The sequence below is a fragment of the Microcoleus sp. SVA1B4 genome (assembly GCF_036700545.1).
Taxonomy (GTDB): Bacteria; Cyanobacteriota; Cyanobacteriia; order Cyanobacteriales; family Microcoleaceae; genus Microcoleus.
Map to the genome: position 1 here is coordinate 75,022 of NZ_JAUBPB010000019.1, position 12,564 is coordinate 87,585.

At 43.9% G+C, this 12,564-nt stretch carries 7 protein-coding genes and 1 CRISPR repeat array (1 of these 8 only partly in view); of the genes, 4 read left to right on the forward strand and 3 right to left on the reverse strand.

Annotation, left to right across the window (positions count from 1 at the left end):
• Positions 1 to 224 precede the first annotated feature (224 nt).
• Together purD and QT987_RS11780 are read left to right on the forward strand one after the other, a co-directional pair.
• Positions 225 to 1,505 (forward strand): phosphoribosylamine--glycine ligase, encoded by a 1,281-nt coding sequence (purD, locus tag QT987_RS11775; RefSeq protein WP_333240000.1) that lies wholly within the window; start codon positions 225 to 227, stop codon positions 1,503 to 1,505.
• A gap of 170 nt (positions 1,506 to 1,675) precedes the next feature.
• On the forward strand, positions 1,676 to 3,841 hold the full coding sequence (locus tag QT987_RS11780) for an ATP-binding protein (RefSeq protein ID WP_333240002.1): 2,166 nt from the start codon (positions 1,676 to 1,678) through the stop codon (positions 3,839 to 3,841).
• Positions 3,842 to 3,961: 120 nt separating this feature from the next.
• On the opposite strand, the gene QT987_RS11785 is transcribed toward QT987_RS11780, so the two are convergent.
• A complete protein-coding gene (locus QT987_RS11785) occupies positions 3,962 to 5,317 on the reverse strand; it encodes an O-antigen ligase family protein (protein ID WP_333240004.1) in 1,356 nt (451 codons plus the stop codon).
• A gap of 33 nt (positions 5,318 to 5,350) precedes the next feature.
• Between QT987_RS11785 and QT987_RS11790 the strand changes: the two genes are divergently transcribed.
• Positions 5,351 to 6,781 (forward strand): SLBB domain-containing protein, encoded by a 1,431-nt coding sequence (locus QT987_RS11790; RefSeq protein WP_333240006.1) that lies wholly within the window; start codon positions 5,351 to 5,353, stop codon positions 6,779 to 6,781.
• A gap of 21 nt (positions 6,782 to 6,802) precedes the next feature.
• The gene (locus tag QT987_RS11795) at positions 6,803 to 9,034 is read left to right on the forward strand and encodes a polysaccharide biosynthesis tyrosine autokinase (RefSeq protein WP_333240008.1); all 2,232 of its coding nucleotides are present in this window, start codon (positions 6,803 to 6,805) and stop codon (positions 9,032 to 9,034) included.
• A 351-nt stretch (positions 9,035 to 9,385) separates the two neighbouring features.
• Here the strand turns inward: QT987_RS11795 and QT987_RS11800 are convergent, their stop codons facing one another.
• Both QT987_RS11800 and QT987_RS11805 read right to left on the reverse strand, forming a co-directional pair.
• On the reverse strand, positions 9,386 to 10,285 hold the full coding sequence (locus QT987_RS11800) for a S1 RNA-binding domain-containing protein (RefSeq protein WP_333053701.1): 900 nt from the start codon (positions 10,283 to 10,285) through the stop codon (positions 9,386 to 9,388).
• Positions 10,286 to 10,384: 99 nt separating this feature from the next.
• A complete protein-coding gene (locus QT987_RS11805; protein WP_333240010.1) occupies positions 10,385 to 11,131 on the reverse strand; it encodes a dienelactone hydrolase family protein in 747 nt (248 codons plus the stop codon).
• Positions 11,132 to 12,176: 1,045 nt separating this feature from the next.
• Positions 12,177 to 12,564: direct repeats of the CRISPR family, unit length 37 nt; unit sequence GCCGGAAAATACCTAAAACCCTATCAGGGATTGAAAC; it runs 2,378 nt beyond the window's last position.

The following is a 12,564-nucleotide window of genomic DNA, read 5'->3' on the forward strand; positions in this document are numbered from 1 at the left end:
CGAGGCAGAACCTAGAAAAATTGGACGGCTAAAGTCTTTAATTATTGCACGCTCCCAGCCATTGAGAAACCGCAGTCGAACCTCACTCCTCCAGAAAAGTGCCACATCTAGCAATTCCCTAGCGCCAAGCATGGCATAATTGACAGCACTGCAAAAAGCAGATAGACAGACGCCAACACTGAAAATCAGACATTCAGGGAACACAATTTATAGGTGAGGATACTGTGAAAGTTTTAGTTGTGGGAAACGGAGGTCGCGAACACGCGATCGCAAAAAAACTGCTAGAATCTACGCGGATTAAACAAGTATTCTGCGTACCGGGCAACGGCGGCACAGCTACCACCCCAGGCTGTCAAAATCTGTCGCTCAACATCGACGACTTCCAAGGCATCGAACGCTTTGTGATGGTCAACAACATCGGATTAGTCATCGTCGGCCCCGAATTGCCCCTATCCCTAGGCATCGCCGACTATTTCCAACAGCGAAAAATGATGATTTTCGGCCCCACCAAAGCCGGCGCCCAAATTGAATCCAGCAAATCCTGGGCCAAAGAATTGATGCTCGAAGCAGGCATCCCCACACCCAAAGCTGCCGTATTTACAGACGCAGAAGCAGCCAAAGCATACGTTCTGGAACAAGGAACCCCAATAGTCATTAAAGCAGACGGACTCGCATCAGGCAAAGGAGTCACCGTTGCCACCACCGTCAAAATGGCTCACAGCGCCATCAACACCATTTTCCGAGGCGAATTCGGCACCGACAACATCCGAGTCGTCGTCGAAGAATTTTTAACAGGTCAAGAAGTCTCGATTCTCGCCCTCACCGACGGCATCACAGTGGAACCTTTGCTGCCGGCCCAAGACCACAAAGCTATCGGCGAAGGCGACAAGGGAGCCAACACCGGCGGTATGGGAGCCTACGCCCCAGCGCCCATCGTCACCCCGGAACTCATGGAAAGGATTCAAGAAGAAATTCTCGAACCCACCCTCGCCGCACTGCAAAAACGCAAAATCGACTACCGGGGTGTACTCTACGCAGGTTTAATGATTACGCCAGAAGGAGAACCCACAGTCTTAGAATTCAACTGCCGTTTCGGAGACCCCGAAACTCAAGCGGTTTTGTCACTGCTGGAAACTCCTTTGGAAGATTTGGTGCTGGCCTGCTGTCAGCAGCGTCTCGGTGAATATTCTATTCGCTGGAAGTCGGGGGCATCTGTTTGCGTAGTTTTGGCTTCTGGGGGCTATCCTGGAAGTTATCAAAAAGGCAAAGTTATTACAGGTATCGAGGAAGCTGAAGCCAAAGGAGCAGAAGTCTTTCACGCCGGCACCCAGTTGAAGCACCAGCAGTTGGTGAGCGACGGCGGCCGGGTTTTGGGCGTCACCGCAGCGGGAGAAACTTTGGAACAAGCTATCTCCACAGCTTATGCAGCAGTTGATTGCATCCAATTTGAAGGCGTCTACTGCCGTCGGGACATCGGTCGCCGAGCTCTGGGCGATAAAAATTAGGAATTGCGACATCGACCGCCATCCGAAAGCCAAGCAATCTCAATGTAGAAATGTAACAATGAAGTTTGGTATCTCTGCGGTGGCGGTAGCGGACAAGTCGCATCAGAAAATTTTATCTGAAGCCAACTGAATTTATCTTGCTTTTAATATTGAACGGGTGAACTGGTGAAATGCTGGCCATACTAAACAAAATCGGAGAAATTATTGCCCGCTGGTGGTCGGATTTTACCCTCCAGACCCGCCTGATGGCCGCTGCTACCCTCGTAGTGTCGTTAATTATGAGTGGCCTGACATTCTGGGCCGTGAATACTATCCAGCAAGACGCCCGACTTAACGATACTCGTTACGGCCGAGACCTGGGCCTGCTGTTGGCGGCAAATGTGGCGCCGCTGATTGCCCAAAACGATCGCTCCGAAGTCGCCCGCTTTTCCCGCCAATTTTACAGCAGCACCTCCAGCGTCCGCTATATGCTTTACGCAGACGAAGCGGGAGATATTTTCCTGGGGATACCCTTTTCGGAATCCGAGGTGGAGACTTCCCTGACACTGCGCCGCCAGATCAAACTTCCCGATAATTTTCTCGCCGATATTGAGGCGAGAAATTTAACTTCTTTGCCTTTGGTGCGGCAGCATTTGACGCCCGATGGAGAAGTTACCGATGTATTTGTGCCGTTAATTCATGAAGACAAATATTTGGGAGTTTTGGCGATCGGCATTAACCCAAATCCCGCAGCAGTTATCTCTTCAAATCTGACTAGGGATGTCACTTTAGCAGTATTTGTGACAATTTGGGTAATGGTAATTTTGGGAGCTGTATTTAATGCCCTGACAATTACTCAGCCGATCAAACAATTAGTCTTCGGGGTCAAAAACATTGCCAGCGGGAATTTTAAGCAGCGAGTTGACCTGCCTTTAGGGGGAGAATTGGGCGAGTTAATTGGCAGTTTTAATGAAATGGCCCAGAAACTCGAAAGTTATGAAGAACAAAATATTGAAGAACTGACAGCGGAAAAAGCTAAGTTAGAAACTTTGGTATCAACGATTGCTGATGGCGCGCTTTTATTAGACGCAAATTTGCAGGTGATTTTAGTTAATCCGACGGGGATGCGGATTTTTGGATGGGAAGGCAAAAATGCGCTCGGAGTAAATGTTCTCAACATTTTGCCTTCGGAAGTGCAGCAGGAGTTGGCTAGACCTTTGCAGGAAATAGCTGCGGGCGATCGCGACGGCGGCGAATTTCGCATCTCGATGAGCGAACCAGTTAACCGTACAATTCGCATTGTTTTAACTACAGTCATTCTGCACAAAGCGCCCGGTGCCGAACCGCTGTGCAAAAGCTGCATCCGCCATGAGGAAGATACCTGTACCGAACCACAACGCCCGCTAGCTGTAGAGTGTACTTTCTACGAGCAAACCTCCAAGCATCAAGGTTCAGGAAATTACCGAGAAAGTCTCAAAGGCATTGCAATGACAGTGCAGGACATTACTCGCGAAGTAGAACTAAATGAGGCTAAAAGCAATTTTATCAGCAATGTTTCTCACGAATTGAGAACGCCTTTATTTAATATCAAATCTTTTATCGAGACTCTCCACGAGTACGGAGAAGACCTTCTAGAAAGCGAGCGCAGGGAATTCCTAGAAATTGCCAATCGAGAAACCGATCGACTAACTCGTTTAGTTAACGACGTGTTAGACTTGTCGCGACTGGAATCCTGCCGAGTTTATCACTTGGAGGCGGTTGACCTCCCGCAAGCTGTCGAACAAACCCTGCGGACTTATCAGTTAAATGCTAAGGATAAAGGCATTGAATTAGAGCAAGAAGTTGACCCGTATTTGCCACCTGCTTTAGGTCATTACGATTTGCTGCTGCAAGTATTTGCAAATTTAGTAGGAAATGCCTTAAAATTTACTCAGTCCGGTGGCAAGGTGGCAATTCGAGCGTATTTGCTAGAGCCGGAGGCGTCCACTCACAAAGACGGTCAATCCGTACACCAAAACTTGTCACCGGATGCCAAACATTTTCCGGTAGTGCGGATCGAAATTTCTGATACGGGAATTGGCATAGATCCTGAAGATCAACAAGCAATATTCGATCGCTTTTTCCGGGTAGAAAACCGAGTACACACTTTAGAAGGAACGGGATTAGGTCTTTCTATTGTCAGAAACATTATTGACAAGCACCACACTAAAATTAATTTAGTTAGCGAAGTTAATGTGGGTACGACTTTCTGGTTCGACTTGGCAGTTTATCAGCCGAAACAAACACTAGAGATGGAAAATTCTTGGCCAGTGGAAGCCACGGTGGAGAGTGAAACAATTGCGAGTCATATTAAGTAAGCCCACTTAATTAAACGTAAAACGCGATCGGTGTTAAAGCCCCGACTTCTTTAAGAAGTGGGGGAGATGCCTATTCTTTGTAAAGATTCTCCTAATAGGCCTGACCAAACGCTGACATCATCAGTGTGGATTATCCTTAGCTGTCCTATCTAAGCTCAATTTTACCGATAAAACTACATACCAACACCAATAAGTACCAACCCCCAATAGTCCCCCCTCTGTCAAATTGGTCATTAGCATAAATGTTAATAAATACAAAGGCAAACCTGACTCTGGAAAAGTTCCTTTAACTAGGTACTTTATACCTCTAAATATATTATTCAAGAATGACCCAATAAACAACAAGAGTCCGGCCCAACCCAGTTCGCAAAGTATATCAATAAAACCATTGTGAGAGTGGGGTGGCACAAAACCAGTTTTAGCTACTACAATTCCGTAAGCGGGATTTTCCGAGCGACGCCACCACTGCCAAAATCCTTGTATTCCATAACCAAATATGGGATTGTTTTGATTAATTCGATCAATAATTAAAGGCCAAAAATCGGTTCTACCTGTTAAAGTCATATCTTTTTTCAAACCATCCACAATAATAGCCTCTAAATTATTTAATACCAAAATACTTATACCTATACTACCGACCAAAAATAAGATAAAGCAGAGAAAAGCCCATTTTACAGGTAATTTTTTTAAGAGGGCTAAATAACTCCACAAACTGATTAATACCACTGTCAAAATCCGACTAGCACCACTACAACCTTTTTGCAATCCTACTAAAGCTATTAAAGTTATAAATAATGATAAATATCGATACTTACGATCCTTAAAAGCATATAAAAGCCATAAAGAAGCTGTATTAGCCATTTGAAAAGAAAAAGGGTTTTTATGACCTAAAACTCCTGTCCAACAACCGTCCGGCGCTGCATTTGTTTTCACAAGTGACCATAAAGCTAATAAACCAGTTAGCCATCTCAATAATCCATAAATTTCTAACCAACTATACACTTTCCCTACATAAATAGAAGCCAGTGTTACTACCCAAATAGCAAAAATAGCCCTAAAAGTAATTTCAGGAGTTTGTGACCACAAGCCCGATAAAGTCATAATCAACAAAAACACACCTAAAAAAATGTCTCCTGCTATCCATTTAATGCACATAGAAACTGTTTTTTGGGTAGTTTTAGTTAAGCGGGGAAATAGCATTAATATCATGCCCCCATAAATGGCAATTTGAGCAATCATCGTTGGGGGTGTAGTTTCTAAGTTGTAGAAAACGTTAGGATGGAGTTTGGTAAAGGGCATTGCCGTGATCCCCGAACCACCAGTGATGGTAAAAAAAAGTATGCCCACAAAAATCTTTTCTAATGTGCCACTCAATTTCGGATGGCGTGCAGCTAAAATATAAATAGTCACAAACACGATAAGCGTTAAACACAATAGCATCAACGCAAACATCGGCATTCTTAAAATATCTTTCATGGCTTTACCTCTATCATAAATTTGTTACTACCTATGAAATGGCTTACTCTCCGTGCTTTACAACTGCCACTGCTGGCGCTCGTACTCACTCTCTCCTACCCTCAAACCAACCTCGCTCAGTCGCCAGCCCCCGCAACAAGTATTAATACTGATTACTATCTAGGTGGTGGAGACAATATTAAAATTGATATCTACGATCTGCCTCAGCTTAGTGGGGAGTATCAAATTCCCGCTGGGGGAGCTATTCAAATCCCCATTATTGGTAGTGTTTCCCTTCAAGGATTAACTTTAGAACAGGCAGCCCAAGTTATCACTAGAGCTTATGGTAAGGTCGTAAAAAGACCTTTAGTTACAATCAGCTTACAAGCTGCCCGCCCGCTTAATATTTGGTTATCGGGTGAAATAAGTCGTCCGGGCTCTTACTTATTACCCCTAGCTAATGGAGGTGGAACTAGACCATCGATTCAGTTTCCCACGCTTCCTCAAGCTTTAGAAAAAGCTGGGGGTATTCGAGCTAGCGCTGATATTCGACGAGTAATTGTGCGGCGTCGGCTTACGGCTAACAAAGAAATAACTATCACTTATAATCTGTGGGATTATTTACAAACTGGTCAGAGCAGCCAAGATATCACGTTGCGAGATGGAGATCAAATCTTGGTTCCCCCTCAAGAAACCATTAATTTAGCAGAAACAAATCAACTTAGTGAATCTAATTTTTCTATACCAGCAGATCAACCCCGTACTGTCTCAGTATTCGGAGAGGTGAAGCGTCCGGGTAGATATGTAGCCATTGGTGGTGATACCCGAAATGGTGAAAGAACCAGCGGACAACCGACCATCATTCGAGCTCTACAACTAGCTGGTGGCATAACATCAATCGCTGATATTCGGCAAATCCAACTCCAACGTTATACTAGAAGTGGCCAACAACAAATTAGAACTATTAACCTCTGGCAATATTTGCAAGAACAAGATACCTCTCAAGATACTATACTACAAGAAGGGGATATCATCTTTGTCCCGACAGCGACGGCGATCGACCCCGGAGAAGTTTCTGTTCTAGCTACTGCTAGCTTTGCTCCGGCGACTTTGCAAGTAAGTGTTATCGGAGAAGTCAATGCTCCGGGTGGACTCAAATTACCTCCTAATACTACCTTAAATCAAGCAATTATGAGTGCGGGAGGTTTTCGACCAAATCGCGCTAACTCTAGATATGTGGAACTGATCAGGCTAAATCCTAATGGCACGATATCTCGATCGCAAGTATCAATTAACTTTAATCAAGGAATCGACGCTCAAAGCAACCCACTGATTCAAGATAATGACATAATTATAGTGGCACGATCGAGGACTGCTATATTCGTAGACAACATTAATACTGTTTTCTCACCAGCTAGTAATATTATTGGTGGAATTCTCGTTCCCACCCGACTGATAGAGCTACTCAGACTATTCGGAAATTAGGAATTAAATAAGATTCTTGCTATGGATAAAAAACTGTTGTCTTCCATCAAAAATGACCTTAATGGTCAATATTTGTCTGCTCCCTCCGCTAATTACCTAGCTAGTACCCCAGCAGAGGATGACCAAGTTCTTGATATGAATTGGGTACTAGCTGTCATCAAACGTCGCCTTCTGGTGATGGGCATAGTAGCTGCCAGCATAGCTACTTTAAGCGGTAGTTTCGTGCTCAGGGCTGCCAAAAACTCTATTACTGAGTATGAAGGAAAATTCACAGTTTTAGCAGAACCGATTACGGCTGACGATCGGCTATCAAAACTATTGGTTCAAGCTCAAAATAACAGTTTAGGCATCACAGACTTGAACAAAATTAAATCATCAGCGGAAGACGGTTCCTCGGTGGATTATCAAAGTTTAGCGCGGGTTTTAAAAAGCCCAGAAGTGTTACTACCATTAGTCAATAAATTGCAAACAAAATATCCAAAGTTTGACTATAAAAGTCTCAGTAGCCGCTTGACTATCCAACGTATTACTTTCTTGCGAGATGGGAAGCAGGGTGGTACTAAACTCATAGATATTAGCTATCGCGATCGAGATCCAAAGCGCATCCAATATGTGCTGGATGAAACTGCAAAATATTACCTAGAATATATGGATAAAGAGCGTTTGAAAGTTAGCAAACAAAGTATTGATTTTATAGATCGACAACTGCCCCCACTCCAGCAGAGAGTCGATAAATTGCAACAAGAATTACAAATGTTAAGGCTTCAGTATAACTTTAATCAACCCGAACTACGCAGCCGCAGCCTATCAGATCAGCTCGATAATTTAACTAATCGTCGCCTAGAAGTGCAAGCACAACTGGCAGAAAGTAGGCTTCAATATGAAAGCTACAAAAAAAGAGCGTTAACGGGCGATAATCGTTGGATTATTGATATTAGCCCCAAATCCTATGAAAATTTAATTAGCAAAGTAAATGAAATAGAGTCGCAATTAGCTTTAAGCTCTACTCAATTTTATGAAAATAGCCTTCCCATTCAATCTTTGCGGGAAAAGCAGCAAAGTTTGCGTGATTTAATCAAAAAAGAAGCTGATATTGTCCTCTTGCAGATGCAATCACAACTAAAACAGTTGGAAGCTCGCGAGCGATTGATAACTAATAGCCAAAATTCACTGCAAGCAAAAATCACTCAAATGCCTCAAGCTCAACTTCGCTATGATGACATACAATTAAAACTAGAACTAGCTAAAGATAATCTCAAACTCTTCCTCGAAAAACAAAAAACTTTACAACTAGATGCTGGTCAAATTGATGGCTCTTGGCAAATTATATCTAAACCACAGTTAATCACAAACGAAAATGGTGATTTTTACCCAGTAACAGAAAAACCAACCCGTCGCCACCTAGCCATTGCGATCGTTATTAGCACTTTACTAGGCATTGCTATAGGTTTCCTAGTAGAAGTTTTAAATACTGTTTTCCATACTCCCGAAGAAATTAAATCAGCAACTAAACGCCCTATTTTGGGAGTCATTCCGATCGCCAAAGCGATGAAAATTAAATCTGGTCGAGGTGAACGTGTTCCAGCTAAATTCACTAGCGTAAGTTCAAATACTAACAGTGCAAGCTTAAAACGAATAATAGTTTCAAATTACAAAGATTTTCCTGTAGTCGAGGCATTTCACTACTTATACACAAATATTCAATTATTAAATGCTGAACACCCAATAAGTTCTTTAACCATCACTTCGACCATTAAAGGTGAGGGTAAGTCAACTGTAGCACTTTATTTAGCTAAAACTGCTTCTGCTGTTGGTAAACGAGTATTATTAGTGGATGCTAATATGCGTGTGCCTCAACTGCACACATATCTTGGCTTATCAAATATGAAAGGTTTAAGTAATGTTTTAAGTTCTGATTTAAGCTTAAATGAGGCTATTCAGCGATTACCCGACGATGACAATCTTTTTGTCCTGACTGCTGGTACTATTCCCTCAGACCCAATTACATTACTTTCTTCGAGAAAGATGCACTATTTAATGGAACAATTTCTAGCGTTATTTGATTTAGTGATTTACGATACGCCACCTTTAATTGGTTTAGCAGACGGCCATTTACTAGCGTCTCAAACTGATGGTACAGTGCTGATAGTAAAAATAGAAAAAACCGATCGCGGCATGGTAAGCAAAGCTTTAGATCAACTAAATGTAGCAGATTTTAAAGTATTGGGAGTAGTAGCTAATGGGGTTAAGTAACGAACGCTAAAAATGGAGTTAGATAGGGAAAGGAAGACGTAAGACTATTTGGGATTTTTGATGGGCGAGAGGTATTAACTTACTGGATAGGGGTTTGGAGTTAGCCTATATAGCAATCCTTGCAGGAGTCGTAAATTTTTTACCCCACCCCAACCCTCCCCTTGGTAAGGGGAGGGAGTAAGAAATTCCTAAATGATGCGACGATTGCTATAGTGGGATTCTTTTGGGAAACTGGTATAAGAAGTCGATGTAAAATGCAAAATAAGTAAATCAACTTAATTAAACGTAAAACGATCGCACTCTTAGAACCCCGACTTCTTTAAGAAGTCGGGGTGGTAATTAGATCAAGCCTTAAGAAAGAGTCTTTCTAGCACGTTCCGATCGCTCTTCAGCAGTCTCCATAACATCCGCCATCTTATCCACCATTTCCCCTGGGTAATTTTCTAGTACCCGCGTAGAAAGTGAAATTCGGCCACGACTTTCATCGAGGTCAAGCACGATCGCTTTCAGGGGTTGACCGGGAGCAAACACCTTGCCAAGGTTATCAATATATTTTTGGCTGACTTGCTTGATGTGCAGCAAACCGCTAACTCCTTCCAAGTCCACAAACACGCCAAAAGGCTTGATGCTGCTGACTTTTCCTTCCACCAACTGACCAATTTGCAAGTCCTTGAAAGCATTCGATTGAGTGGCCATCCGCTGGGAAAGTACGAGTTTTTCCCGTTCGCGATCGACCTCCAAGAAATTAACGCTCAAAGATTGACCGATCAGCGATTCTAGGTTATCGCGATCGACTAAGTGCGATCGGGGAATAAAGCCGCGCATTCCCTGAACATCTACAGTCACACCGCCCTTATTTGCGCCAGAAACCCGCACCTGAAGAACTTTACCGGTTTCTTGCAATTCGACTAAATCTTCCCAAGCTTGCTGAATTTGTAACTGGCGCAGAGACAAAGTAACTTGGCCATCTGCATCTTGTTCGCGGATAATCAAAAAGTCCCGTTCCTCGTCCAGCGGAACCACTTCCGACAAATCCGTTACTGTTCTCAAAGCAGCCTCTTCGATCGGCAAAAAAGCCGAAGACTTGCCGCCGATATCAACATACGCGCCGTTTGAGTCGTACTCGAACACTTTGCCGCGCACTACTTGTCCCTTCTGGAACTCATAATTGTGCTGTTCGAGGGCTTTAGCAAAATCATCCATTGAAAAGGATGGTTTTGCGCTTTGAGAACCTGTAGATTTGGAATTCATGTCAGTTTAGTTGTCAGTTGTCAGTAATTTAGTTGGCAGTCGTCAGTAGAAAAAAATTTCCCACTCTCCCCATCTCCCTATCTCCCCATCTCCCACTCTCTAAGCTGGTTGAAGTTGCTGATGAAATAGCTGCTTCACCTGCACCCACGAGTCGGCTGCTGCCGTAGCGTCGTAACTGCCGCGGTGGTCGCAGAAGAAGCCGTGATCGGCATTGTAGCGGAAAATTTGGTGAGAAATACTGTGTTTTTGCAATTCGGCGGCGATTTGGTCAACTTGTTCTAAGGGAATGCTGGGGTCTTGAGTGCCAAAAAAGGCGTAGAGAGTGCCTTTAATGTCTGCTGTGCGGGCGATCGTGGGGGTGCCGCCGCCGGGGGTTTGGGTGGCGATACCGGCGCCGTAGAACGACGCTGTAGCCTTGATTTCGGGCAAAGTAGCGGCTAGGTAGGCGACGTGCCCTCCAAAGCAGAAACCGATGCAGCCAAAACTTTCTGGTTTGACAGAGGGTAGAGTTTTGAGGTAATCGATGGTGGCTTGGATATCGCCCAGAAGTTCGGAAGCTGTGGTTTTTTCTTTGTATTCTTTGCCGATTTGGATGGCTTCGGGTGTGTAGCCGGTTTCAAAGCCGGGGGCTTGACGCTGGTAAATGGCTGGGGCGATCGCCACATATCCTTCTTTTGCTATTCTTTCAGTAACTTCGCGGATGTGCGAGTTGACGCCGAAGATTTCTTGAATCACGATAACTGCGGGAAATTGTCCTGGGGAGGCTGGCTGGGCTAGGTATGCAGCTATTTCCAAATCCCCGTTAGGAACTGTGATGTTTTTGGTGATAATTTCGGCTTTTGTCATCGGGAGTTTTAAGGTAAATGCCACTCTACTGATTTTAAGTTAATTTGGGCAATTTTTAGGCCATTCGCCAATAATATTTTTCGCAACCGCGAAGCGCAAATACCGCAAATATGGCAGGTAAAAATTCGCTATTTATTGAAAGTTTAGGTTTCGCTGAAGAAGTCGCGGCAAATCACGCCTAGCAATTAATTGGGAATTCAATTTCGGTAAAATATAAGTTGTGGTCTGGGATTTTCTAAAGCATAGATTTTGATAAGTCTACGACTTGGCAGCTTTTATATGGCTTTTTCGTGAGATTTTAGAGATAAGTGTCTAAGTCGTTAGCTGTTGAATATGAGCTAATTTTTTTTGATAGATCGGAGTTGTTTTTTAATCGCTTTGCTTTCTGGTTGGCGGAATAGTTTGAGGAGATTGATGGAGGCTAGGACTCAAGTCTAAGTTACGATCGCCACGCCGAACAAAGTTATCAAACCTGTTGAGGAGATTGATTCCGGCTAGGACTCAAGTCTAAGTTACGATCGCCACGCCGAACAAAGTCATCCAACAAGCGGCGCCATTGCCGTATCTGTTGAAACCTTTCATGGAGTCCGACAACGAGACAACAATATAATCCAACAAGCGGCGCCATTGCCGTATCTGTTGAAACTGTGCTAAGTTACGATGCCACGCCGAACAAAGTCATCCAACCCAAGGAAGACAGTATTTGGTTTTTTCCGCTGTGCGCTGGCTGTCAGGGTAAGATCGAATGTATTGGTGGCGTAGAGCGCGTTGCTCGCAGAATATTTTTTACTGAGTTTGCGTCTATGGGTAGGTGTTAAAATCGGGGTATCAAATTTTTCGGCTCAAACTCATGTGCAGCAAGAGTTTGATGCCCCTAGTGTAAAAAAAGGCTGGACGCAAAGTCTGAAAGCTTTACAGGATAAGGTTTTGGAGTGAGTATGGAAACTCCGGTATTGACAAGCCGAAGGCTGGAATGGTACTTTTATTTTAGCTGGACGCAACTGCACCTTGAAAACCAAATACACCGTGGCTTCTGGAACGGGCAGCCGGAAAATACCTAAAACCCTATCAGGGATTGAAACTGAGCATATCAGTGATAATGCTTACTGCTGCGGGCCGGAAAATACCTAAAACCCTATCAGGGATTGAAACTATCCCAAACCGGCCGAATCGCCGATCGCGACTGCCGGAAAATACCTAAAACCCTATCAGGGATTGAAACCCGAGCAAAGTTCCGAAGGTGCTACCAGCAACCCCGCCGGAAAATACCTAAAACCCTATCAGGGATTGAAACGGATTTTTGCCCGCCAGATTCCCCGCCGTGATTGCCGGAAAATACCTAAAACCCTATCAGGGATTGAAACATGAATATCTCAGAATTCGACTCTTCAGAATTTGAGCCGGAAAATACCTAAAACCCTATCAGGGATTGA